Raw genomic sequence first — 24,357 nt, forward strand, 5'->3', positions numbered from 1 at the left:
CACGTTGGATGTAAACCAATACTTAGATATCTTTTTAGATGAAAGCAGAGAACACTTACAAACTTGTAATGAAAAACTTCTTGAATTAGAAAAGAACCCAACAGACTTGCAGCTAGTGAATGATATATTCAGAGCCGCTCATACACTGAAAGGCATGAGTGCAACGATGGGCTTTGATGATATGGCTCAATTAACACATCATTTAGAAAACATGTTTGATGCCATCAGAAACGAACAAATGATTGTCACTCCTGAATCAATGGATACGATGTTTGAAGCACTCGATCACCTTGAAGCAATGGTTCAATCGATTGCAGAGGGCGGGGATGGAAAACGTGATGTCACGGAGATTAGTAAAAAACTAGATGTGACAGGAAGCCATGCAGAAACAGCCTCTGCCGTTGAGACTGCTGAAGCATCATCAGCTGCAAGCGACCTAGACTATAACGAATTTGAACGAACAGTTCTTGATGAAGCGAGAGAACAAGGCTTTAAATGTTATGAGCTGAACGTGACATTAAGTGACGCATGCTTATTAAAAGCCGTTCGTGTCTATATGATTTTTGAAAGACTGAACGAAGCAGGAGAAGTTGTCAAAACGGTTCCGAATGCAGAACTTTTAGAATCAGAAGATTTTGAATCTGAATTCAGCATTTCTTACTTATCGAAACAGCCGATGGAAGAAGTGAAAAAAATCGTGACAGCGATCTCAGAGGTTGAACAAGTGGAGATTTCTGAAGTCTCTGCCTTTGAAGAAGTGGCTCAGGCTGAAACAAAAGCAGAGAAACCTGAGCAGAAAAATGAAGAAGCCGCAGCTCCTGCTGCTAAAGCGCCAGCAAACGATGCGCCAAAAGCAAATGGCAATAACGGTGCAGCTGCTGGCGGAACGAAAACGATCCGTGTCAACATCGATCGTCTGGATTCACTTATGAACCTGTTTGAAGAGCTTGTCATTGATAGAGGACGTTTAGAACAAATTGCCAAAGAACTTGAAAACAACGAACTCACGGATACAGTGGAAAGAATGTCCCGTATTTCTGGAGACCTGCAATCGATCATCTTGAACATGAGAATGGTGCCTGTAGAAACGGTGTTTAACAGATTCCCACGTATGATTCGTCAATTGACGAAAGAGCTCAATAAGAAAATTGAACTGATCATTGAAGGTGCTGAGACAGAGCTTGATCGAACAGTGATCGATGAAATTGGCGATCCGCTCTTACACTTACTTAGAAACAGTCTCGATCACGGGATTGAATCACCAGAAGAACGTGTGAAAAAAGGCAAACCAGAAAAAGGAACTGTTCTTTTAAAAGCATATCATAGCGGAAACCATGTCTTCATTGAAGTCGAAGATGATGGCGGCGGGATTAACCGTAAAAAGGTCCTTGAGAAAGCATTAGAGCGCGGGGTTATTACAGAAAGAGAAGCGGAAACGCTTGAAGATCACCAAATTGATTCATTGATCTTTGCAGCAGGGTTCTCTACAGCTGATACGATTTCTGATATCTCGGGCCGAGGTGTAGGTCTTGACGTTGTGAAAAACAAGCTGGAATCATTAGGTGGTTCTGTGAGTATTAACTCAACAGAAGGTCAAGGCTCACTGTTCTCAATTCAGCTTCCACTCACATTATCGATCATTTCCGTACTTCTTGTGAAACTAGAGGAAGAAACATTTGCTATTCCGATTTCTTCTATTATAGAAACGGCTGTCATTAAGAAGAGTGACATCCTTCAAACGCATGATCGTGAAGTCATTGATTTCCGCGGATTTATCGTACCGGTTGTGTACTTGAAGAAACAGTTCAACGTACCAAATGCGAATGATTTAGAAGAAGAACTGCACATTATTGTTGTCCGTAAAGGAGACAAGCTAACAGCATTTGTGGTCGATTCGTTTATCGGTCAGCAAGAGGTTGTATTGAAATCGCTTGGAGATTACCTACCAAACGTATTTGCGATATCAGGCGCAACAATCTTAGGTGACGGTCAGGTTGCACTCATCGTTGACTGTAATGCACTGATTAAGTAAAAAACAATAGAGGAGCGGTCTGAAATGAGTACAGATATCAAAACTGGCGAAAAGATGATTGTGTTTATCGTAAACAAAAAAGAATACGCCATTTCAGTATCAGAAGTAAAGTCCATTGAAAAATGGCAGCAGCCGACAAGAGTTCCTGGCGTTGCCCCTTATATATGCGGTGTCATTAATCTACGCGGTGTCGTGACACCTGTCATTGATCTTAGAGTGAGACTTGGATCAACTGACAACGAGATTACAGACGAAACAAGAATGATTATTGTACAAGTTGGTGACATTGAAGTCGGCTGGATCGTTGATGAAGCAAATGATGTCATTACTGTTCATCAGGAAGAGGTAGAAACTTCTACTGATTCAGCTGAAAAAGAAGGACTGTCATGGGTGACAGGAATTATTAAGCATGATCAGCGTCTATTCAATATCATTCATGCTGGTGCGGTCCTCGACAAGAGCGTGCAAGATGCACCTGTTCATTAAGGGGGATGTGAAATGAGCATTTTCAATGAAATTAAAGATGAACAGCTAGATATTTTAAGTGAGGTTGGGAATATCGGAGCAGGCCATGCAGCGTCTGCTCTTGCCAGCCTATTGAATCGCAAAATTGATATGGCTGTTCCTTTTGTCAAAGTTCTCTCGTTTGAAGATTTAATGGATTTCTTTGGTGGAGCAGACCTTCCAGTTGCCAGTATCTTTTTGCGAATGGAGGGTGATCTTACCGGTTCAATCTTTTTCATTATGCCGTTTGAACAAGCTGAACAATTTGTAAGAGAGCTTGTTCAGGACCCAGCATTTGATATTGATACGATTCATGAACACATGCTAGGAACATCAGCGCTTCATGAGCTAGGAAATATTTTAGCAGGCTCTTATTTATCAGCACTTGCCGATTTAACAAAACTGCAGCTTCATCCAAGTGTTCCAGATGTCACGCTCGACATGTTCGGGGCTGTCATTAGTGAAGGATTAATGCAGTTTAGCCCTCTCGGCGATCAGGCGATTGTGATTGATACATCGATTTTTGATGATCAAAATCAGCAAGAGCTGAAAGGAAATATGTTTCTATTACCAGACTTTGAATCGTTTGAAAAACTGTTCAAAGCATTAGGTAACCTATAATGAACGTGCAGATTCCGGCAGTTGTAAAGGTTGGTATAGCGGATGTTCAGCTTGTGAAAACACCGGACCGTATTCGGACATCCGGTCTCGGTTCTTGCGTAGGACTTGTCCTTTTTGACCAAGAAAAAAAACTGGCAGGACTTGTCCATGTCATGCTTCCAGACTCCTCTCTTTCAAAAGGAGCGGTAGAGAACCTGGCTAAGTATGCAGATACAGGTGTCAAGCATACAATTGATCTGCTCTTAAAAGAAGGAGCGCGCAAACATGCGCTAAAAGCGAAGCTTGCTGGCGGCGCAGAAATGTTTAAATTTAAGTCAACCAATGATCTGATGAGAATTGGACCTAGAAATGTATCAGCTGTGAAAGAACATCTGTCTCTTCATCATATCCCGATCATTAGTGAGGACACGGGCGGAAACAATGGACGCACGATTGAATTCGATCCGCTTACAACAGAACTTGAGATCCGCACTGTGAAACAAGGCATTATGAAGATATAACTAAGGAAGTATAGGGGGAGAAAGATGCAATCCTTAAATTACGAAGATCAGGCGCTATGGGCTAGATGGAAAGAGTGGAAGGACCCAGCTGCTGGAGATGATCTTATGCGCCGCTATATGCCGCTCGTCACATATCATGTTGGAAGAATTTCCATCGGTCTCCCGAAGTCAGTGCACAAAGAAGACTTGATCAGTCTAGGGATGCTCGGTTTATATGATGCCCTTGAAAAATTTGACCCCGGAAGAGATCTGAAGTTTGATACATATGCATCCTTCAGAATTCGCGGGGCCATCATCGACGGTCTTCGTAAAGAGGACTGGCTGCCTCGTACATCAAGAGAAAAAACAAAAAAAGTAGAAGCGGCAATTGAAAAGCTTGAACAGCGATATTTACGAAATGTGACACCAACAGAGGTTGCTGAAGAACTCGGCATGAGTGAACAAGATGTGGTCACAACGATGAATGAAGGGTTCTTTGCGAATTTGCTCTCGATTGATGAGAAGCTGCATGATCAAGAAGACGGAGAAAACGTTCAAGTCATGATTCGCGACGAAAAGACTGTGACACCTGAAGAAAAAATGCTGAAAGATGAATTAATTGAACAGCTTGCCGAAAAAATGACAGAGCTTTCGGAAAAAGAAAAGCTTGTGATTAGTCTTTTCTATAAAGAGGAATTGACGTTAACGGAAATTGGTCAAGTGCTTAATTTATCGACCTCCCGCATTTCGCAAATTCATTCAAAGGCATTGTTCAAGCTTAAGCATCTGCTTGATAAAGCCATTCAATCTTAAAGAGTTAGTGAGTGAAAAAATATGCTATGGCTGATTAGCTTTATGCTTCATGCTGCACTTATTTATTTTGTGATCATTTTATACACGAGAATGAATTCGCTGAAGGCAACAGAACAAAAGCAGCGAGAGCTTTTAGAAGAAACGGAAAATACCCTGGCTGCATTTTTGATGGAAGTCAAAGAAGAGAATGAAAAACTATCAAAAGCTGCAGCCACTTCCCCTGATTTTTCTGCTGAAGAGCTGAAATCGGATCTTCAGACACCAAAGCAGCCACAACCACCAATTGAATCCCAGCAATCGGTAGAAAGTGAAGATCCAGTTCCAGAGCACCTGTCGGCTCTCCTTAGCGAAGTTGAGGTGCAGGAAGAGAAGGTAAACGAACCCGTTTCAAGTCTCGAAACAGAAGCTTCTGCGCCTTCTGAAAGTGAAAGAGAAGAAACATTTGAGGATCAAGTAAAGGCCTTATATGATCAAGGGCTATCATTAGAAGAAATAGCGAAAGAATTAAAAACGGGCAAGACAGAAATCGAGCTTTTATTAAAATTTAGCGGAAAGCTGTAAAGGATTCTTGATTGTCAGTCCATCATGTGTTATATTATTTCTTGGTGTTAAATACACACGCTTAATGATTCGTATGAAGGTGCTGCCGTGGCGCAGTTTTATGTGAACATGACTTAAGCGGAGGAAAAAAAACCATTATATTAGGAGGCAACAACATGTCAGTTATTTCTATGAAACAATTGCTAGAAGCTGGTGTTCACTTCGGTCACCAAACACGCCGTTGGAACCCAAAAATGAAGCGTTACATCTTTACAGAGCGTAACGGTATCTACATCATCGATCTTCAAAAAACGGTGAAAAAAGTAGAGGAAGCTTACAACTTCACGAAAAACCTTGCTGCTGACGGAGGAAAAATCCTTTTCGTTGGTACGAAAAAGCAAGCACAAGATTCAGTGAAAGAAGAAGCAATCCGTTCTGGTATGTTCTATGTAAACCAACGCTGGCTTGGTGGAACGTTAACAAACTTTGAAACAATCCAAAAACGTATCAAACGTTTAAAAGATATTGAAAAAATGCAAGAAAACGGTACGTTCGAAGTTCTTCCTAAGAAAGAAGTCGTTCAACTGAAAAAAGAATTAGAACGTCTTGAAAAATTCCTAGGCGGAATCAAAGACATGAAGGGTCTTCCAGATGCACTTTTCATTATCGACCCTCGTAAAGAGCGTATTGCAGTTGCAGAAGCTCGTAAATTGAATATCCCAATTATCGGTATCGTTGACACAAACTGTGATCCAGACGAAATTGATGTTGTGATCCCTGCAAACGATGATGCAATCCGTGCTGTAAAACTTCTAACTGCTAAAATGGCAGATGCGATTCTTGAGTCTAAACAAGGCGAAGAAGAAGCTGTTGTAGAAGAAACGACAGAAACTGAAACAACAACTGCGTAACCTATTCAAAAGGTGATAAGAGGGAACTGCCTTTTATCACCTTTTTTTCACCTAGTAATCCGTGTTTTAACATAGAAGGAGGAAATGTAAAATGGCAATTACTGCTCAATTAGTAAAAGAACTGCGTCAAAAAACTGGTGCAGGTATGATGGACTGTAAAAAAGCGTTAACAGAAACTGATGGTGACATCGACAAAGCAATCGATCTTCTAAGAGAAAAAGGGATCGCAAAAGCTGCGAAAAAAGCAGACCGTATTGCGGCAGAAGGATTAACTCTTATTAAAACTGACGGCAACACTGGTGTTATCCTAGAAGTGAACTCTGAGACTGATTTCGTTGCGAAAAACGAAGGATTCCAAAATCTTCTTAACGAACTTGCTGATCATTTACTTGTTGCGAAACCTGCAACAATTGAAGAAGCACATGCTTCTAAAATGGAAAATGGTTCAACAGTTGAAGAACATATTACTTCTGCAATTGCGAAAATCGGAGAAAAAATTACGCTGCGCCGTTTCTCAGTCATCACAAAAGAAGATAACGCTGCATTCGGTTCTTACTTACACATGGGCGGACGCATCGGTGTATTAGCGGTTCTTAACGGAACAACTGATGAAGAGCTTGCGAGAGACATCGCAATGCACGTTGCTGCTGTAAACCCTAAATACATTTCTCGTGACCAAGTGTCTGAAGAAGAAGCAAACCGTGAGCGTGAAGTATTAACACAACAAGCGCTTCAAGAAGGAAAGCCTGAAAATATCGTTGCTAAAATGGTAGAAGGCCGTCTAAACAAATTCTTCGAAGAAATTTGCTTACTTGACCAAGCATTCGTTAAAAACCCAGATGAAAAAGTGAAACAAGTTGTAGGTGCGAAAAACGCAACTGTTCAAACTTATGTTCGCTATGAAGTGGGCGAAGGTATCGAAAAGCGTCAAGACAACTTTGCTGAAGAAGTCATGAGCCAAGTGAAAAAATAATGTTTGAAAAGCTCTCTGGGGCTTTTTTAGGGAGCACAAGCACTGTGTTCCCTATTTTTTAGAGGATATTGATTTACAAAAGACGGTTTCTTACGCATAATAAGAGACGGTATAGTTTACACTTGGAGGTTATCATGAGCAAACCGAAATATAATCGCATTGTACTGAAGCTAAGTGGAGAAGCACTAGCTGGTGATGCTGGAAATGGAATTAACCCAACTGTCATTCAATCAATTGCAAAGCAAGTAAAAGAAATTGCAGAACTTGATGTTGAAGTTGCAGTCGTTGTAGGCGGAGGAAACCTTTGGCGTGGTAAGACAGGCAGTGACTTAGGAATGGACCGGGCAACAGCAGACTATATGGGAATGCTTGCAACAGTGATGAATTCATTGGCATTACAAGACAGCCTAGAAACGCTTGGCATTCAGTCTAGAGTACAAACCTCTATCGAAATGAGACAGGTTGCAGAGCCATACATAAGAAGAAAAGCGATCCGTCACCTTGAGAAGAAACGTGTCGTGATTTTTGCTGCAGGTACTGGTAACCCTTATTTCTCTACTGATACAACAGCAGCACTTCGTGCAGCTGAAATTGAAGCAGATGTCATTTTAATGGCGAAAAACAATGTAGACGGTGTCTACAGTGCTGATCCTCGTACAGATGCGGATGCAGTAAAATATGATAAGCTTTCATATCTTGATGTACTAAAAGAAGGGCTTGCTGTAATGGATTCTACTGCGTCCTCATTATGTATGGACAATGACATTCCATTAATCGTCTTCTCTATTATGGAAGAAGGAAATATTAAACGTGCCGTCAATGGCGAATCAATCGGAACGATCGTGAGGGGGAAATAACGTGTCAAAAGAAGTGTTGAACCAAACAAAAGAAAAAATGGAAAAAGCCGTTCAAGCATACGGACGTGAACTAGCAACTGTCCGTGCGGGCAGAGCTAATGCTTCCCTTTTAGACAAAGTAACAGTGGATTACTATGGTGCGCAAACACCACTAAACCAAATTGCGTCAATTACAGTGCCAGAAGCACGTATGCTGATTATCACACCTTACGATAAAACAGCGATCGGTGATATCGAAAAGGCGATCCAAAAGTCTGATCTTGGTATCACACCAACAAGTGACGGAAACGTGATCCGTATTGCGATCCCAGCACTAACAGAAGAAAGACGTAAAGAACTTGTAAAAGTTGTGAGAAAATACTCAGAAGAAGCAAAAGTAGCTGTTCGTAACGTTCGTCGTGATGCAAACGATGAATTGAAAAAGCTAGAGAAAAATGGGGAGATCACTGAAGATGAATTAAGATCATCTACAGAGGATGTTCAAAAATTGACAGATGAATATGTCGCTAAAATTGATGAAGTGACAAAAGATAAAGAAAAAGAAATCATGGAAGTTTAAGAAAAAACTATGTACAATAGATAATAGTGAAAAGACCCTCTTCATGTTTACAGGGGGTTTTTTTGTTAATACTGTTGAGGACTATATTATTAGCGGGAACGCAACCTTTTTGGGTGATGGAGGAATCTCATGCTCAATATACTCAAAAATTGGAAGAATCAGCAAACAGCAGCTTCCAACTTAGAAAGCCTGACAAAAGAAGACATATTAAATGGAGAAATTCCTGAACATATCGCCATTATCATGGATGGGAATGGAAGATGGGCGAAGAAACGTGCGCTTCCACGGGTAGCAGGACATCATGAAGGAATGAAAGTTGTCAAGCGCATGACCAAGCTTGCAAATGAGCTGAATGTCAAAGTGCTGACTTTGTATGCTTTCTCTACAGAAAATTGGAAACGTCCAAAATTAGAAGTAGACTTTTTAATGAAGCTTCCTGAAGAGTTTCTAAACATCTATCTGCCTGAACTCATCGAGGAAAATGTCCGTGTACGTTTAACAGGTGATCCAGACGGCCTCCCGCAGCATACGAAAAAAGCGGTAGAGAACGCAGTAAAGAGTACGGCGAATAATGACGGACTCATTTTAAATTTTGCGCTCAATTATGGAGGACGGACAGAAATTATTTCTGCATGCAGACAAATTTCTGAAAAAGTCAAAGAAGGCAAGCTTCGAGCAGAAGACATCACAGAAGAGATGTTTTCAGCTTATTTAATGACAGAATCTCTTCAAGATCCGGATTTGCTTATTCGTACGAGTGGAGAAATTAGATTAAGCAACTTTATGCTTTGGCAAATTGCATACAGCGAGTTTGTCTTTACGGATGTGCTTTGGCCTGACTTTTCTGATGAGCATCTCATAGGCGCTATCGGAGAGTACCAGCGCCGCGGCCGGAGGTTCGGTGGAATTTAGAGGGTGGTGCAGATGAAACAAAGAATTTTGACGGGTGTTCTGGCAGCTGCAGTGTTTTTACTTGCAGTGATTTATGGACAAATGCCATTTACCCTGCTGATTTATTTAATGGGAAGTGTCGCTCTCTTTGAGCTTCTTAGAATGAAAAAGATTTCGATTTTCAGCTTTCCTGGCATTGTCAGCTTAATATTGCTTTGGCTTTTAATGGGCGGAGAAAATAGCTTCTTCCCGAACGTAGACGCATCAAAAATGCAGATTGCTTTATTTGCAGTCTTAATCCTTTTAACTTATACAGTTCTGAGCAAAAACTCTTTCACATTCGATGAGGTTGCTTTTGTTATATTAGCCACATTATATATTGGCGTTAGTTTCTATTATTTTATTCAAATTAGAGGCTTGTATGGCATGAGTGCGATCTTCTTCGCAGCGGTGATTATTTGGTCCACTGACTCAGGTGCCTATTTTATTGGGAAATCTATGGGGAAACGAAAGCTTTGGCCAGAGATCAGCCCAAACAAAACAGTAGAAGGATTTATCGGCGGAATCGTCACAGCGGTCGTGCTGTCACTTGTGTTCCAGGCGGTTACAGGATTTTTGCCATCATATCTGCTTGTTATGTTTATTACTCTTTTGCTCAGTATTTTTGGACAGCTTGGCGACCTTGTGGAATCTGCTTTAAAGCGTCATTACCATGTGAAGGATTCAGGGACAATCCTCCCAGGTCATGGCGGAATTTTGGACAGGTTTGACAGCTTTTTATTCGTTCTGCCGTTTTTATATTTATTGCTGGCCACGTTTGCTAGCTAACCTCATAGAAACTAATTGAACGAGAGAAGGAGTGGCAATTTGAAATATATTTCGCTATTAGGCGCAACAGGATCAATTGGAGAACAAACATTAGATGTGATCAGGCAGCATCCAGACAAATTCAAGTTGAAAGCGATGACGTTTGGCAGAAATATAGACAAGGCCATCCCTATCATTGAACAATTTCAGCCTGAATTTGTTGGATGTGTAGACGAAGCGACCTATCGCACGTTAAAAGGTCATTCATTTCAATACGATGTCAAAATGGCTGCGGGTGATGAAGCAAACATCGAAGCAGCGACCTATGATGCAGTGGATGTTGTGGTCAATGCACTGGTAGGAAGTGTCGGACTTGTGCCGACATTAAAAGCCATTGAACAAAAAAAGACGATCGCACTTGCAAATAAGGAAACACTTGTGACAGCTGGTCATATAGTAAAAGAGTACGCCAAAAAGTATGATGTGCCTTTACTTCCTGTCGATAGTGAACACTCCGCTATTTTTCAATCCCTGCAAGGTGAACAAGCTAAAAACATTGAACGCTTAATCGTCACAGCTTCAGGCGGCAGTTTCCGAGATAAAAAACGCACGGAGCTTGAAGGTGTAACGGTAGAAGAAGCGCTGAATCATCCGAACTGGTCCATGGGCGCAAAAATCACGATCGATTCAGCGACCATGATGAATAAGGGGCTTGAGGTGATTGAGGCGCATTGGCTGTTTGATATCCCATACGATCAAATTGATGTGCTGTTACATAAAGAGAGCATCATCCATTCCATGGTGGAATTCCATGACAAAAGTGTCATGGCTCAGTTAGGTACACCTGACATGAGGGTTCCGATTCAATACGCGCTCACTTATCCTGATAGAGCGCCATTAAAAGAAGCGAAATCATTAAACCTTTGGGAGATTGGACAATTAAATTTCCAAAAAGCGGATTTTGACAGGTATCGCTGCTTACATTTTGCTTATGAATCAGGTAAAATAGGAGGGACAATGCCTACTGTGCTTAATGCAGCAAATGAAATAGCTGTTGATGCATTTTTAAAAGGCAAAGTAACGTTCCTGCAAATTGAAGAATTGATTGAAAAGGCACTGAACAGACATCATGTGATTTCAACGCCTAGTTTGCAAGATATCCATGAAGTGGACAAAGATACACGAGACTTTGTTCAATCAATCCTCGCATAAGGTGGTATGTTCGTGAATACAGTGATTGCGTTTATTATTATTTTTGGAACGCTCGTTTTTTTCCACGAGCTTGGCCATTTAATTATGGCGCAGCGCGCAGGCATTTTATGCCGCGAGTTCGCAATTGGTTTTGGACCGAAGATTTTCTCCTTTAAACGAAAAGAAACTGTCTATACCATCAGACTTCTGCCAATCGGCGGATTTGTTAAAATGGCTGGAGAAGACCCTGAAGTCATTGAAATTAAACCGGGTCATACAGTGGGGCTCTTATTCAATGAGCAAAATGAAGTAGAAAAAATCATTTTAAATGATAAAGAAAAATATCCTGATGCACTTGTCATTGAAGTTGAACAAATTGATTTAGATCATGCGATGAGAATTTCAGGATATGAGGCTGGAAATGAAGACATTCTGACTGGCTACAATGTAAGCCAAACAAGCTTCTATATTGCAGATGGTGAAGAAATTCAAATTGCGCCATACAACCGTCAGTTTGGTTCAAAAACAGTATGGCAGCGTATTAAAGCCATTGCAGCTGGACCGATTATGAACTTTATCCTGGCATATGTGATTCTAGTAGCTTTAGGATTTATTCAAGGTGTAACCGTGGATGATCCTGTACTTGGTAAGCTGACAAAAGACGGCCGGGCAGCGCAAGCTGGGCTTATGCAGGGAGATCATATCGTTTCAATTAATGGGGATAAAATGAATTCTTGGACAGACGTTGTTCAAACGGTTCAAAAGAACCCAGATAAAAAAATGAATGTCGTCATTGATCGAGACGGCAAAGAAAGCACCATCCAAGTTGTACCAGAAGCTGTGAAGGCCGAAGGAAAAACCATTGGCCGTTTTGGCTCTTACCCGCCAACGGAAAATGGCTTTCTCAAAGTCATCTCATCCTCAGGAACGACAGTGATATCAACAGCAGGTCTCATCTTAACGAACTTGCAAAAGATTGTCACAGGACAATTTTCATTAGATATGCTTGCAGGTCCTGTTGGAATATATGATATGACAGGAGAAGTAGCGAAACAAGGTGTGTTAACATTAATGCAGTTTGCTGCGTTTCTTAGTATCAACTTAGGAATCGTGAATTTATTACCGATTCCTGCATTAGACGGAGGAAGATTACTTTTCCTATTCGTTGAAGCCATTCGCGGCAAACCAATTAATCGTGAGAAAGAGGCACTTGTTGTCTTCATTGGTGTTGCGTTCCTCATGCTATTAATGCTAGTAGTGACATGGAATGACATCCAGCGATTATTTTTATAAAAACCAATGTCTCTTGTTTCTCATTCTGGGAAACAAGAGTTTTTGTGAGAAGTCCTATTTCTTAAATGAGGTGTAACGACATGAGACAATCCCTGACTTTCATTCCAACTCTTCGAGAGGTGCCGGCAGATGCTGAGGCAAAAAGTCATCAGCTATTAGTAAGAGCTGGATTTATTAGACAAAACACGAGCGGTATCTATCATTATCTGCCGCTAGCACATAAAGTGATTCAGCACATTCAAGCCATTGTTCGCAAGGAAATGGAAAAGGCGGGTGCAGCTGAGCTGTTAATGCCAGTGCTGCAGCAAGCAGAAATGTGGCAAGAGTCAGGAAGATGGTATACATACGGTCCAGAACTCATGCGTATGAAAGATCGCCACGGCCGCGAGTTTGCACTTGGCCCAACACACGAAGAAGTGATCACATCACTCGTACGCAGTGAAGTCAAATCGTATAAAAAGCTTCCTTTGACACTTTATCAAATCCAATCTAAATTCCGTGATGAACAAAGACCTCGCTTTGGGTTATTGCGCGGACGTGAATTTATTATGAAGGACGCCTATTCATTCCACTCTTCACCAGAGAGCCTTGATGACACATACAACAAAATGTTTACAGCTTACTCGAATGTCTTTTCAAAAGTAGGTCTTAACTTTAGACCCGTCATTGCCGATTCTGGGGCAATGGGAGGAAAAGATACACATGAGTTTATGGCACTGTCAGAAGTAGGAGAAGATACAATCGCATACTCTGACACATCTTCCTACGCTGCGAACATTGAAATGGCTGAGGCTGTGTATCACGGAGAAGAAGCAAACCCTGCGGACTTCAAAGAACTTGAGAAAGTACACACGCCGCAGGTGAAGACGATACAAGATGTTGCGTCATTCTTAGAAGTGGCTCCTTCTACATGTATCAAATCTGTCTTGTTTAAAGCGGACGATGCGTATGTACTTGTCCTGACAAGAGGCGATCATGAAGTAAATGATGTGAAAGTGAAAAACTTAGTTGGAGCACAGCTTGTAGAGCTTGCTTCACGTGAGGAAGTACTAGACGTGATCGGAACAGAACCAGGATTTGTTGGACCAGTGAAGCTTGAAGCGGAAGTAACGATTTATGCAGACCACGCTGTAAAAGGAATGACAAATGCAGTTGCAGGTGCAAATGAATCGGATTATCACTATGTCAATGTTAATCCTGCTCGTGATCTGTCAGTGAAGGAATACACAGATCTTCGCTTGATTCAAGAAGGAGACGTTTCTCCAGATGGTGAAGGCACAATCCAGTTCGCAAAAGGAATTGAAGTAGGACAAGTCTTTAAGCTAGGCACACGTTATTCAGAGGCAATGGATGCAACATACCTCGATGAAAATGGACGTGCGCAGCCAATGATCATGGGATGCTATGGCATCGGAATTTCTAGAACCCTTTCTGCGATTGTTGAACAGCATCATGATGATAAGGGGATTATTTGGCCAGAAACAGTTGCACCATATGATCTTCATCTACTTGCCTTAAATATGAAAAACGATGCACAAAAGGAACTGGCTGAAACGCTGTATGAGCGTTTACAGGAAGAGGGTTATGAAGTCCTTTTCGATGACCGCCAAGAGCGTGCAGGCGTCAAATTTGCCGACAGTGACTTAATTGGACTGCCAATTCGCATTAGCTGCGGGAAACGTTCAGAAGAAGGTATTGTCGAAGTGAAATTCAGAAAATCAGGTGAATCACACGAAGTATCTGTTGATGAACTGATTTCATTTATACGCCAAGCATAAAAAACGAACAAAAAAATGAAGGTACCTCCTGCAAAAAAGAGGTACCTTTCTGATTTGCAAAAGGAGGGTCCTGTCTTGGATGAACAATTACCGATTACCCGGCGGCAATTTCATATATTACTCAATCAGATTCAAATGACAGATGATGACCTCAGCCGTTACTTTGAAGAAGGCGAGATCGTCAAATTGACGGTGCATAAGGCGGCAAAAACGTGGCATTTCCATTTTAAATTTAAGGCGCTTTTGCCTTACAAAGTATATGCAATGTTTTTAAGCAGGTTGACAAATGCATTTTCTCATATCGCACAAGTCACTTGTACGATTGAAGTCAATGATCCGCACATATCTGAAGAGCTCGTTCAATCGTATTGGTCACATTGTGTGGAAGAGCTTCAAGGAATTTCTCCCCCAATCATCAGCTTGCTTCAACAGCAAAAACCAGCGCTGTCTGGACATAAGATCATCATCAAAACAAAAAGCGAAACTGAGGCTCTGGCCATCAAGAAGAAATATAGCCCAATGCTTCAGGCTGCATTTAAACAAGTTGGTTTTCCAGAACTTCAATTTGATACAGAAATTTTTGTATCAGATCAAGAGATTCAGAAGTTCAGAGAACAAAAACTTGCTGAAGATCAAGAAAGAGCCATGCAAGCCCTTGTTGAGATGGAGAAGAAGGAAAGTGAGGATCAAGAGGAAGCCCCTTCTGGTCCTCTGATGATTGGCTATCAAATCAAAGACAATGAAGAAATACGTACGCTTGATAGTATTATGGACGAAGAAAGACGAATCACCGTCCAAGGGTATGTGTTTGATGCAGAAACGCGCGAACTAAAAAGCGGCAGAACCCTTTGTATCTTTAAAATTACCGATTATACGAATAGTATTTTGATCAAAATGTTTGCGAGAGAAAAAGAAGATGCCCAGCTCATGAAATCCTTGAAAAAAGGGATGTGGGTCAAAGCAAGAGGAAGCATTCAAAACGATACGTTTGTGAGAGATCTTGTCATGATCGCAAATGACGTCAATGAAATGAAACCTCAGCTGAAAGAAGATACTGCACCAGAGGGAGAAAAGCGTGTTGAGCTTCATTTGCATTCGCCAATGAGCCAGATGGATGCTGTCACTGGCATCGGTAGACTTGTTGAACAAGCAAAAAAATGGGGGCATGAGGCCATTGCCCTGACAGATCACGCCGTTGTACAATCCTTTCCAGATGCGTATGCAGCAAGTAAAAAGCATGGCATCAAAATGATGTACGGGGTGGAAATCAATTTAGTCGATGACGGGGTACCGATTGCGTATAATCCAGAGCACCGCTTGTTAGAAGATGCGACGTTTGTCGTATTTGATGTTGAGACAACGGGACTCTCTGCTGTGTATGATACGATCATTGAGCTTGCAGCTGTGAAAATCAAAGGCGGGGAAATCATTGACCGCTTTGAGGCATTTGCAAACCCTCATCATCCGTTATCAGCAACAACCATTGAACTAACCGGTATCACGGACGATATGGTGAGAGATGCACCAGATGTGGTCGATGTTGTTCGAGATTTCAAAGAGTGGATTGGACAAGATATCCTTGTTGCTCACAATGCGAGCTTTGATATGGGCTTTTTAAATGCAGCATATAAGCGACTGTTAAAAACAGATAAAGCGTCAAACCCTGTCATTGATACACTAGAACTCGGCCGATTCCTTTATCCTGAATTTAAAAATCACCGGCTGAACACCCTGTGTAAAAAGTTCGATATTGAACTCACGCAGCATCACCGGGCGATTTATGATGCAGAAGCAACTGGTTACCTCATGCTGAAGATGCTAAAAGATGCGGCTGAAAAAGAGATTGCTTACCACGATCAATTGAATGAAAACATGGGACAGTCCAATGCGTATCAGCGCTCACGTCCTTACCATGCAACCGTGATTGCACAAAATGAGACGGGTCTAAAGAATTTATTTAAGCTTGTTTCACTTTCTCATATTCATTATTTCTACCGCGTGCCGCGTATCCCTCGCTCACAGCTTGAGAAATATCGAGAAGGTTTAATTGTTGGGTCTGCTTGTGATAAGGGTGAAGTGTTTGAAGGGATGATGCAGAAGTCACCTGATGAGGTAGAAGACATTGCCGCATTTTACGACTATTTAGAAGTTCATCCGCCAGAAGTGTATCAGCATTTACTCCAGCTGGAGCTTGTTCGGGATGACCGTGCATTAAAAGAGATCATCACAAACATTGTGAAACTTGGTGAAAAACTGAATAAACCAGTCGTGGCGACTGGAAATGTGCACTACCTGCATCCAGAAGACAAAATTTATCGCAAAATCTTAATTTCATCACAAGGCGGGGCGAATCCGCTTAATCGTCATGAACTGCCAAAAGTTCATTTTAGAACAACTGATGAAATGCTAGAAGCATTCTCTTTCCTTGGAGACGAGAAGGCGAAAGAGATTGTCGTGACGAATACGCAAAAAGTATCTGAGATGGTCGAAAGTATTAAACCAATCAAAGACGATCTTTATACACCAAAAATCGAAGGTGCAGATGAAGAAATTCGGGAAATGAGCTATAACATGGCTCGCAGCATCTACGGTGACGATTTACCGAAAATTGTAGAAGACCGGATTGAGAAAGAATTAAAGAGTATTATTGGTCACGGTTTCGCTGTTATTTATTTAATTTCTCATAAGCTTGTTAAGAAATCACTTGATGATGGATATCTAGTTGGTTCAAGGGGATCAGTTGGTTCATCTCTCGTTGCGACATTAACAGAGATTACAGAAGTAAACCCGCTTGCACCGCACTATGTATGTCCAAGTTGCAAGCACTCTGAGTTCTTTAATGACGGATCGGTTGGCTCAGGATTTGACCTTCCTGATAAAGACTGTCCTGAATGCGGGACGCCGTATAAAAAAGACGGACACGATATTCCGTTTGAAACGTTCTTAGGTTTTAAAGGAGATAAAGTGCCTGATATCGACTTGAACTTCTCAGGAGAATATCAGCCGATTGCCCATAACTATACGAAAGAGCTGTTTGGTGAAGAGTATGTATACCGTGCAGGTACAATCGGTACCGTTGCAGAAAAAACGGCATATGGTTATGTGAAAGGCTACGCAGGAGATCATAACCTTCATATGAGAGGTGCTGAAATTGACCGGCTCGTACAGGGCTGTACGGGCGTCAAACGGACAACAGGCCAACATCCAGGCGGTATTATCGTCGTGCCGGATTATATGGACATTTACGATTTCTCACCAATACAATATCCAGCAGATGCGACAGGTTCTGATTGGAAAACGACGCATTTTGATTTCCATTCAATCCATGATAACTTGCTGAAACTAGATATTCTTGGACACGATGATCCAACGGTCATTCGGATGCTTCAGGACTTGAGCGGAATTGATCCAAAAACGATTCCGACAGATGATCCTGAGGTCATGAAAATCTTCCAAGGAACGGAACCTCTCGGTGTCAAAGAAGAACAAATTGGATGTAAAACGGGAACACTTGGGATCCCAGAGTTTGGCACAAGATTTGTTCGTCAGATGCTTGAGGATACAAAACCGACCACCTTCTCGGAGCTTGTTCAGATCTCTGGTCTATCTCACGGTACAGATGTATGGCTCGGCAACGCCCAAGAGCTGATTCATAATAAAACGTGTGAACTAAGCGAAGTGATTGGCTGTCGTGATGATATTATGGTATATCTGATTTATCAAGGTTTAGAGCCGTCACTTGCCTTTAAAATCATGGAATCTGTTCGTAAAGGGAAGGGACTTCCTCCTGAATGGGAAGAAGAAATGAAGAATAATAACGTACCGAACTGGTACATTGATTCTTGTAAAAAGATTAAATACATGTTCCCTAAAGCCCACGCGGCTGCTTATGTATTAATGGCTGTTCGGATTGCTTATTTCAAGGTGCACCATGCACTTCTGTACTATGCGGCTTATTTTACCGTTCGTGCTGATGATTTTGATATCGAAACGATGACAAAAGGATCGAATGCGATTCGAGCAGTCATGGACGATATTAACTCAAAAGGTCTTGATGCATCACCGAAAGAGAAGAACCTATTAACTGTACTAGAGCTTGCACTTGAAATGTGTGAAAGAGGCTATCACTTTAAAAAAGTAGACCTATACCGATCAAGTGCCACTGAGTTTATCATTGATGGAGACGGGTTAATCCCGCCATTCAACTCCATCCCTGGACTTGGAACAAACGTTGCGTTAAATATTGTACGCGCACGCCAAGATGGTGAATTCCTTTCAAAAGAAGATTTACAAAAACGAGGAAAAGTGTCTAAGACCATCCTTGAGTATTTGGATCGTCAAGGCTGTTTAGAAGCACTTCCTGATCAAAACCAGCTTTCTTTGTTCTAATGTGAAAAATGAAGAGCGCCCTTAAAGGGCGTTCTTTTTTGTATATACAATAATATTATTATGTTAACTAAATATTTTAACTGGAATTATTTTCTTGTTTGTTCATATATCTTGATTTAACGTCGTGTTTTGAGAGAAGAGATTGTATGTCATTCTTTCTACCCAAATAGAGCAAAAAAGAGAATTTAGCCGTCTGAAATGTTCTCATACGACATATGATCATTTTGGGTACAGTCACATGAAGAATCAGGAGAAAACCCTCGGTGAGCGTCAAGCTGATGGCTGTTTACTATGCACATTTTTGAAACACGCTTGATTCTTTTCAACACTGTACAAAACACGAACGGAATGACAAGGAGGTGGTCATTTCTTGTTCAATGTTTCACGTTTAAGAAAAAAGAAGGGGTGAGAAGTAGGTACATGTCAGATTACAACTATGTAGAGGTGCTTCAAAAATCCATTTTGTTTTACGAAGCCCAGCGTTCCGGAAAGCTTCCTGAAAGCAATCGTCTTAACTGGCGAGGGGATTCTGGACTAGAGGATGGGAAAGATGTTGGTCATGATTTAACAGGCGGCTGGTACGATGCTGGTGATCATGTGAAGTTCGGACTTCCGATGGCTTACTCGGCAGCCGTGCTTGCATGGACAGTCTATGAGTACCGAGAAGCTTACGAAGAGGCAGAGCTGCTTGATGATATGTTAGATCAAATCAAGTGGGCAACCGATTATTTTTTGAAAGCCCATACAGGTCCAAATGAATTTTGGGCACAAGTAGGCGATGGGAACGCGGATCATGGCTGGTGGGGTCCAGCAGAAGTGATGCCGATGAACCGGCCGGCATTTAAAATTGATGAACATTGTCCAGGAACAGAAGTAGCTGCCCAAACCGCAGCCGCTTTAGCAGCAGGTTCAATTATTTTTAAAGAAACTGATGCGCCTTATGCAGCAAAGCTTCTCACCCATGCAAAACAGCTTTATGCATTTGCTGACCAATATCGCGGTGAGTATACAGATTGTGTCACCAATGCGCAGCCATTTTATAACTCTTGGAGCGGCTATATTGATGAGCTCATTTGGGGTGGAATATGGCTCTACTTGGCGACAAATGACCAGACCTATTTAAACAAAGCACTAAAAGCAGTAGAAGAATGGCCGAAGGATTGGGACTATACGTTTACGATGTCGTGGGACAATACCTTTTTTGCTTCGCAAATTTTACTTGCGAGAATCACAAAGGAGAAAAGGTTTATCGAATCGACGGAGCGTAATCTCGATTACTGGTCGACGGGTTTTGTTCAAAATGGAAAAGTAGAAAGAATCACTTATACGCCTGGCGGACTAGCGTGGTTAGATCAATGGGGTTCACTTCGTTATACAGCAAATGCTGCATTTTTAGCGTTTGTGTACGCAGATTGGGTCTCTGATCAAGAAAAAAAGAATCGATACCAAACGTTTGCGATCAGGCAAACACACTATATGTTAGGGGATAATCCGCAAAATAGAAGCTATGTCGTTGGGTTTGGCAAAAATCCGCCGATGCATCCACACCATCGAACTGCACATGGCTCATGGTCTAATCAGCTGACAACTCCTTCTTCTCATCGGCACACGCTTTATGGAGCGCTTGTTGGTGGGCCTAATGCACAGGATCAGTATACCGATGACATCTCTGACTATGTATCAAACGAGGTAGCAACAGACTATAATGCCGCCTTTACTGGAAATGTAGCCAAAATGGTGCAGCTGTTTGGTCAGGGGCAGTCAAAGCTGCCGAATTTTCCGCCTAAAGAAAAAGTGGAAGATGAGTTTTTTGTAGAGGCAGCTGTCATGAGTAACGATACAACATCTACTCAGATCAAAGCCATTCTATACAATCGTTCAGGCTGGCCGGCCAGAAGTAGTCAATCACTTTCTTTTAGATATTATGTCAATCTAAGCGAGATATTTGCGAAGGGATTCACTGATAAAGATATCCAAGTGACAGCTGTCTACAATGAAGGCGCTTCCTTATCTCCGTTAACGGTGTATGACGCATCATCCCATATCTATTTTACAGAAATCGATTTTACTGGCGTAGCTATTTTTCCAGGAGGCGAATCGCTTCATAAGAAGGAAATACAGTTCCGGTTATCTGCGCCAAATGGTGCGAATATATGGGATGCCTCAAATGATTATTCCTTTCAAGGATTAACATCTAATATGCAAAAAACAGCGAGAATTCCTGTTTTTGATCAAGGTGATTTAGTATTTGGTACGCTTCCGAATAAATAAATATAAAGGGTGAGGACATGACAAATAAAGAACGGTTTTTAACACTTTATCATCAAATGAAAAACGAGACGAATGGATATTTTTCAAAAGAAGGCATTCCGTATCATTCCGTTGAGACACTCATTTGTGAGGCACCTGATTACGGGCATATGACAACTTCAGAAGCTTACAGCTATTGGTTATGGCTTGAAGCATTGTATGGTCACTACACAGGCGATTGGAGCAAACTAGAAGCGGCTTGGGATAATATGGAGAAGTTTATCATTCCAGTAAACGAAGATGGACATGACGAACAGCCGCATATGAGTTCTTACAATCCATCCAGCCCAGCCACATACGCTTCAGAAAAACCATATCCAGATCAATATCCGAGCCAGTTGACGGGTGCTCGCCCTGCTGGTCAAGATCCAATTGATCAAGAACTGAGGTCAACTTACGGAACGAATGAAACGTATTTAATGCACTGGCTTCTTGATGTAGACAACTGGTATGAATATGGGAATTTGCTCAACCCATCACATACAGCCGCATATGTAAACACATTCCAGCGGGGTCCGCAAGAATCCGTATGGGAGGCCATCCCTCATCCATCACAAGATGATAAAACAGCCGGAAAGCCCAATGAAGGTTTCATGAGCTTGTTCACAAAAGAAAATCAAGCGCCAGCCGCCCAGTGGCGCTACACAAATGCGACGGATGCTGATGCGCGTGCAATACAGGCAATGTATTGGGCAAAGGAACTTGGCTATAATGGGTCAGCCTATCTTAATAAAGCGAAAAAGATGGGTGATTTCCTTCGCTACGGAATGTATGATAAATATTTTCAAACAATTGGAAGCGGCAAGCAAGGTAATCCGTATCCTGGGAATGGAAAAAGTGCATGTCATCACTTAATGGCATGGTATACCTCTTGGGGCGGGGGACTTGGCGAATATGCAAATTGGTCATGGCGTATCGGTGCGAGCCATTGTCATCAAGGGTATCAAAATCCAGTCGCTGCTTACGCTTTATCCTCAGATAAGGGAGGCTTAAAGCCAGCGTCACCGACTGCTGCAAGTGATTGGGAAAAGACGTTAAAGAGACAGCTTGAATTTTACGTCTGGCTTCAATCAAAAGAGGGAGCGATTGCAGGAGGTGCTACCAACAGCTGGAATGGAGACTATAGCGCTTATCCAGCAGGAAGAAGTACATTTTATGATATGGCTTATGAAGATGCGCCTGTTTACCATGATCCTCCGTCCAATAACTGGTTTGGAATGCAAGCATGGCCGATTGAGCGTGTAGCAGAGCTTTATTATATCTTTGCAAAAGATGGCGACAAAACATCTGAAAATTTCCAAATGACCAAATCTGTCATCACAAAATGGGTCAACTATTCACTAGATTATATTTTTATTGGCACGCGTCCTGTGTCGGATCAAGATGGGTATTTTTTAGATGGTCAGGGTCAAAGGATTCTAGGGGGGACCAATGTTGCTGTTGCTACGACGAGTGCACCGGGAGAGTTTTGGATTCCTGGGAATATAGAATGGAGCGGTCAGCCTGACACTTGGAGCGGGTTCCAATCTGCAACAGGTAATCCAAATTTAACGGCAGTTACAAAAGATCCTACTCAAGATACTGGTGTACTGGGCAGTCTAATCAAAGCACTCACATTCTTTGCTGCTGCAACACAGAAAGAGACAGGAAACTACACAGCACTTGGCATAAGAGCAAAAGAGACAGCGGCACAGCTTCTTGAGGTTGCTTGGAATTACAATGATGGTGTAGGGATTGTGACAGAGGAAGACAGAGAAGACTACCACCGTTTCTTTAAAAAAGAAGTGTACTTCCCAAATGGCTGGAACGGAACATTTGGTCAAGGAAATCAGATCCCTGGTTCCAGCACCATTCCTTCTGACCCGCAGCGAGGAGGTAACGGAGTGTATACGAGCTTTGCAGATCTTCGTCCGAAAATCAAGCAAGACCCAGCTTGGTCAGCCCTGGAGAGTAAATATCAATCATCTTTTAATGAAGCAACAGGCAAATGGGAAAACGGAGCGCCAAGTTTCACCTATCACCGTTTCTGGTCGCAAGTTGATATGGCTACGGCTTATGCAGAATACCATCGTCTCATAAACGAATAGAACGTAGTAAAGCTGCCGGCTTTTTTAGTCGGCGGTCTCCTCATGAGATAAATGAAATGAAAGCAAAGGTGATGTCATCATGGTTAATAAGAAAGAATTTATGAATCATTCATCGAATGGCGAATCACAGGAACAAGAAAATCAAAGCTGGAGAAAAGAAGCAAATAATCGAATCTTACAACATAGACAAAGAGAGCTTGTCATAAACGTCATCAATAAGGAACAAAAGCCAGTTGCCGGAATAGAGGTGGAAATAAAACAAATCAGACATGAATTTGCATTTGGTTCAGCAATGAATGACCAAGTACTATTCAATCAAACGTATGCTGATTTTTTTGTTCAACATTTTAATTGGGCTGTGTTTGAAAATGAGGCGAAATGGTATGCAAATGAGCCTGAAAGAGGGAAAATAACCTACGAAAAAGCAGATGCCATGCTGAATTTTGCCAATAGACACCAAATTCCAGTGAGGGGGCACGCCTTATTTTGGGAGGTAGAGGATGCGAATCCAAACTGGCTGAAGTCGTTACCGAATCACGAAGTATATGAAGCCATGAAAAGGCGGCTTGAGCATGCAGGGAATCATTTCAAAGGGAAATTCCGTCATTGGGATGTAAACAACGAAATGATGCATGGTTCATTTTTTAAAGACCGGTTTGGGAAACAGATTTGGAAATGGATGTATGAAGAAACGAAAAAAATTGATCCTCAAGCCTTGCTGTTTGTCAATGATTATAATGTAATCTCATACGGCGAACATCACGCATATAAAGCACATATCAATGAACTTCGTCAGTTGGGGGCACCAGTTGAGGCCATTGGAGTTCAAGGTCACTTTGAAGATCGAGTGGATCCAGTCGTTGTAAAACAAAGACTAGATGTGCTTGCTGAGCTTGGTCTGCCGATATGGGTGACAGAGTATGACTCTGTTCATCCGGATGCCAATAGACGAGCGGATAACTTAGAAGCTTTATATCGGGTTGCCTTTAGTCATCCAGCCGTAAAAGGTGTGCTGATGTGGGGATTTTGGGCGGGTGCTCATTGGAGAGGTGAGCACGCAGCCATCGTGAATCATGATTGGTCGTTAAATGAAGCAGGCAGGCGTTATGAAAAGCTACTACAGGAATGGACGACACAAAGAGTGGAAAAAACAGATGCGAATGGCCAAGTGACATGTCCAGCGTTTCACGGGACGTATGAGGTTCGAATTGGTGAAGAAAGTAAAATGTTGCAGCAGCAGACGATTGAACTTGATTCAACTAAACAAACACCGCTTCAACTAGATATTATCGTATCAGTAGAATAAGAGATTGTGAGGAGGA

At 41.9% G+C, this 24,357-nt stretch carries 19 protein-coding genes; all 19 read left to right on the plus strand.

Features of this window, described 5'->3' with window-relative positions; translation table 11 throughout:
- The first annotated feature begins 4 nt into the window (after positions 1-4).
- The 19 genes from NSQ64_RS09020 to NSQ64_RS09110 all read left to right on the plus strand — a co-directional run bounded on the left by NSQ64_RS09020 (position 5) and on the right by NSQ64_RS09110 (position 24,341).
- Entirely contained in the window at positions 5-2,032 is a 2,028-nt protein-coding gene (locus NSQ64_RS09020) for a chemotaxis protein CheA (RefSeq protein ID WP_341016060.1), read from the plus strand.
- A 24-nt stretch (positions 2,033-2,056) separates the two neighbouring features.
- Positions 2,057-2,518 (plus strand): chemotaxis protein CheW, encoded by a 462-nt coding sequence (locus tag NSQ64_RS09025; RefSeq protein WP_045034266.1) that lies wholly within the window; start codon positions 2,057-2,059, stop codon positions 2,516-2,518.
- Positions 2,519-2,530: 12 nt separating this feature from the next.
- The gene (locus tag NSQ64_RS09030; RefSeq protein ID WP_007499567.1) at positions 2,531-3,157 is read left to right on the plus strand and encodes a chemotaxis protein CheC; all 627 of its coding nucleotides are present in this window, start codon (positions 2,531-2,533) and stop codon (positions 3,155-3,157) included.
- Positions 3,157-3,657: a chemotaxis protein CheD gene (locus NSQ64_RS09035; RefSeq protein WP_007499566.1), complete on the plus strand. Its 501-nt coding sequence runs from the start codon at positions 3,157-3,159 to the stop codon at positions 3,655-3,657. The genes NSQ64_RS09030 and NSQ64_RS09035 overlap by 1 nt, the downstream gene beginning before the upstream one ends.
- A 24-nt stretch (positions 3,658-3,681) precedes the next feature.
- A complete protein-coding gene (locus tag NSQ64_RS09040) occupies positions 3,682-4,449 on the plus strand; it encodes a FliA/WhiG family RNA polymerase sigma factor (RefSeq protein ID WP_007499565.1) in 768 nt (255 codons plus the stop codon).
- A gap of 21 nt (positions 4,450-4,470) precedes the next feature.
- The gene (locus NSQ64_RS09045) at positions 4,471-5,010 is read left to right on the plus strand and encodes a hypothetical protein (RefSeq protein WP_045034267.1); all 540 of its coding nucleotides are present in this window, start codon (positions 4,471-4,473) and stop codon (positions 5,008-5,010) included.
- 155 nt (positions 5,011-5,165) lie between these two features.
- On the plus strand, positions 5,166-5,900 hold the full coding sequence (gene rpsB, locus NSQ64_RS09050) for a 30S ribosomal protein S2 (protein ID WP_007499561.1): 735 nt from the start codon (positions 5,166-5,168) through the stop codon (positions 5,898-5,900).
- Positions 5,901-5,991: 91 nt separating this feature from the next.
- Entirely contained in the window at positions 5,992-6,873 is an 882-nt protein-coding gene (gene tsf, locus NSQ64_RS09055; protein ID WP_341016065.1) for a translation elongation factor Ts, read from the plus strand.
- A 134-nt stretch (positions 6,874-7,007) separates the two neighbouring features.
- On the plus strand, positions 7,008-7,730 hold the full coding sequence (gene pyrH / locus NSQ64_RS09060; RefSeq protein ID WP_008344767.1) for a UMP kinase: 723 nt from the start codon (positions 7,008-7,010) through the stop codon (positions 7,728-7,730).
- A 1-nt stretch (position 7,731) separates the two neighbouring features.
- Entirely contained in the window at positions 7,732-8,289 is a 558-nt protein-coding gene (gene frr / locus NSQ64_RS09065; protein WP_008344764.1) for a ribosome recycling factor, read from the plus strand.
- Positions 8,290-8,418: 129 nt separating this feature from the next.
- Positions 8,419-9,201, plus strand: a complete 783-nt coding sequence (locus NSQ64_RS09070) for an isoprenyl transferase (protein WP_007499552.1) — start codon at positions 8,419-8,421, stop codon at positions 9,199-9,201.
- A gap of 12 nt (positions 9,202-9,213) precedes the next feature.
- Positions 9,214-10,008 carry a phosphatidate cytidylyltransferase gene (locus NSQ64_RS09075; protein ID WP_007499550.1) on the plus strand — a complete coding sequence of 265 codons (795 nt, stop codon included), beginning with the start codon at positions 9,214-9,216 and terminating at the stop codon, positions 10,006-10,008.
- A gap of 39 nt (positions 10,009-10,047) precedes the next feature.
- Positions 10,048-11,199 carry a 1-deoxy-D-xylulose-5-phosphate reductoisomerase gene (gene dxr, locus NSQ64_RS09080; RefSeq protein WP_017359078.1) on the plus strand — a complete coding sequence of 384 codons (1,152 nt, stop codon included), beginning with the start codon at positions 10,048-10,050 and terminating at the stop codon, positions 11,197-11,199.
- 6 nt (positions 11,200-11,205) lie between these two features.
- Positions 11,206-12,471 carry an RIP metalloprotease RseP gene (rseP, locus tag NSQ64_RS09085; protein ID WP_007499546.1) on the plus strand — a complete coding sequence of 422 codons (1,266 nt, stop codon included), beginning with the start codon at positions 11,206-11,208 and terminating at the stop codon, positions 12,469-12,471.
- A gap of 80 nt (positions 12,472-12,551) precedes the next feature.
- On the plus strand, positions 12,552-14,249 hold the full coding sequence (locus tag NSQ64_RS09090; RefSeq protein ID WP_024720366.1) for a proline--tRNA ligase: 1,698 nt from the start codon (positions 12,552-12,554) through the stop codon (positions 14,247-14,249).
- Positions 14,250-14,324: 75 nt separating this feature from the next.
- On the plus strand, positions 14,325-18,638 hold the full coding sequence (locus NSQ64_RS09095; protein WP_412055229.1) for a PolC-type DNA polymerase III: 4,314 nt from the start codon (positions 14,325-14,327) through the stop codon (positions 18,636-18,638).
- 420 nt (positions 18,639-19,058) lie between these two features.
- Positions 19,059-20,909 (plus strand): glycoside hydrolase family 9 protein, encoded by a 1,851-nt coding sequence (locus NSQ64_RS09100; protein WP_035392050.1) that lies wholly within the window; start codon positions 19,059-19,061, stop codon positions 20,907-20,909.
- A 17-nt stretch (positions 20,910-20,926) separates the two neighbouring features.
- Positions 20,927-23,035: a glycoside hydrolase family 48 protein gene (locus tag NSQ64_RS09105; protein WP_341016071.1), complete on the plus strand. Its 2,109-nt coding sequence runs from the start codon at positions 20,927-20,929 to the stop codon at positions 23,033-23,035.
- Positions 23,036-23,114: 79 nt separating this feature from the next.
- Positions 23,115-24,341 carry an endo-1,4-beta-xylanase gene (locus NSQ64_RS09110; protein ID WP_341016073.1) on the plus strand — a complete coding sequence of 409 codons (1,227 nt, stop codon included), beginning with the start codon at positions 23,115-23,117 and terminating at the stop codon, positions 24,339-24,341.
- Positions 24,342-24,357: the final 16 nt, after the last annotated feature.

Origin of the sequence: Bacillus sp. FSL W8-0183, assembly GCF_038006825.1 — a bacterium.
Lineage (GTDB): Bacteria > Bacillota > Bacilli > Bacillales > Bacillaceae > Bacillus > Bacillus altitudinis.

Coding starts and splice junctions, on each gene's coding strand:
- pyrH (WP_008344767.1), top strand. CDS start 7,008: ATGAGCAAACCGAAATATAATCGCATTGTACTGAAGCTAAGTGGAGAA.
- tsf (WP_341016065.1), top strand. CDS start 5,992: ATGGCAATTACTGCTCAATTAGTAAAAGAACTGCGTCAAAAAACTGGT.
- NSQ64_RS09035 (WP_007499566.1), top strand. CDS start 3,157: ATGAACGTGCAGATTCCGGCAGTTGTAAAGGTTGGTATAGCGGATGTT.
- NSQ64_RS09025 (WP_045034266.1), top strand. CDS start 2,057: ATGAGTACAGATATCAAAACTGGCGAAAAGATGATTGTGTTTATCGTA.
- rpsB (WP_007499561.1), top strand. CDS start 5,166: ATGTCAGTTATTTCTATGAAACAATTGCTAGAAGCTGGTGTTCACTTC.
- NSQ64_RS09030 (WP_007499567.1), top strand. CDS start 2,531: ATGAGCATTTTCAATGAAATTAAAGATGAACAGCTAGATATTTTAAGT.
- NSQ64_RS09105 (WP_341016071.1), top strand. CDS start 20,927: ATGACAAATAAAGAACGGTTTTTAACACTTTATCATCAAATGAAAAAC.
- NSQ64_RS09075 (WP_007499550.1), top strand. CDS start 9,214: ATGAAACAAAGAATTTTGACGGGTGTTCTGGCAGCTGCAGTGTTTTTA.
- NSQ64_RS09070 (WP_007499552.1), top strand. CDS start 8,419: ATGCTCAATATACTCAAAAATTGGAAGAATCAGCAAACAGCAGCTTCC.
- NSQ64_RS09110 (WP_341016073.1), top strand. CDS start 23,115: ATGGTTAATAAGAAAGAATTTATGAATCATTCATCGAATGGCGAATCA.
- rseP (WP_007499546.1), top strand. CDS start 11,206: ATGTTCGTGAATACAGTGATTGCGTTTATTATTATTTTTGGAACGCTC.
- NSQ64_RS09045 (WP_045034267.1), top strand. CDS start 4,471: ATGCTATGGCTGATTAGCTTTATGCTTCATGCTGCACTTATTTATTTT.
- NSQ64_RS09100 (WP_035392050.1), top strand. CDS start 19,059: ATGTCAGATTACAACTATGTAGAGGTGCTTCAAAAATCCATTTTGTTT.
- NSQ64_RS09040 (WP_007499565.1), top strand. CDS start 3,682: ATGCAATCCTTAAATTACGAAGATCAGGCGCTATGGGCTAGATGGAAA.
- NSQ64_RS09090 (WP_024720366.1), top strand. CDS start 12,552: ATGAGACAATCCCTGACTTTCATTCCAACTCTTCGAGAGGTGCCGGCA.